The sequence below is a fragment of the Bacillus sp. LR--39 genome (assembly GCF_053613335.1).
The window spans coordinates 1-554 of sequence record NZ_JBSIOT010001407.1; the positions used below are offsets into that span (position 1 = coordinate 1).

A 554-nucleotide genomic window follows, 5' to 3' on the forward strand; every position below is an offset into this window, starting at 1 on the left:
TTCGTGATAAAGTTTTCTGTCCGGGCTTTACGGCTGCTCGCATTCTGAACCAGGTCTAATATTTTTGATACTGCTGATTCCTGATAGCCCTTTGTGACTTCAATATGCAGAACGCCGTTTTGATTGATAAAGCCTGACATTACATCTTGTCCTTCCGCAGCTTTTCTCGGAACGGACTCACCTGTTAAAGCAGATGTATCAACCATCGCTGACCCGTGCACGACCTTACCGTCCAGGGGTATGCTTTCTCCCGGATTAACCACAATGATGTCTCCTGTCTGAACGTCCTCCGGGGAAACCTGTTCGATGCCGTTCTTTGTATTGAGATTGGCGTAATCAGGCCGTATGTCCATTAACGCACTAATTGATTTTCTGGAACGGCTGACCGCGGCACCTTGAAAAAGCTCACCGATTTTATAAAACAGCATAACGGCGACCCCCTCAGGGTATTGCTGAATCAGAAAAGCGCCGATTGTGGCAAGAGCCATTAAGAAATGCTCATCAAACACCTGACCGCGGATGATGTTTTTGACTGCGCGGATGACAATGTCACC

Annotated in this window: 1 protein-coding gene; it reads right to left on the minus strand. The window is 47.5% G+C overall.

What is annotated here, in order from left to right:
• The coding region (locus ACWHAR_RS30795) for a P-type ATPase (protein WP_452088901.1) at positions 1–554 on the minus strand (554 nt) is incomplete at both ends.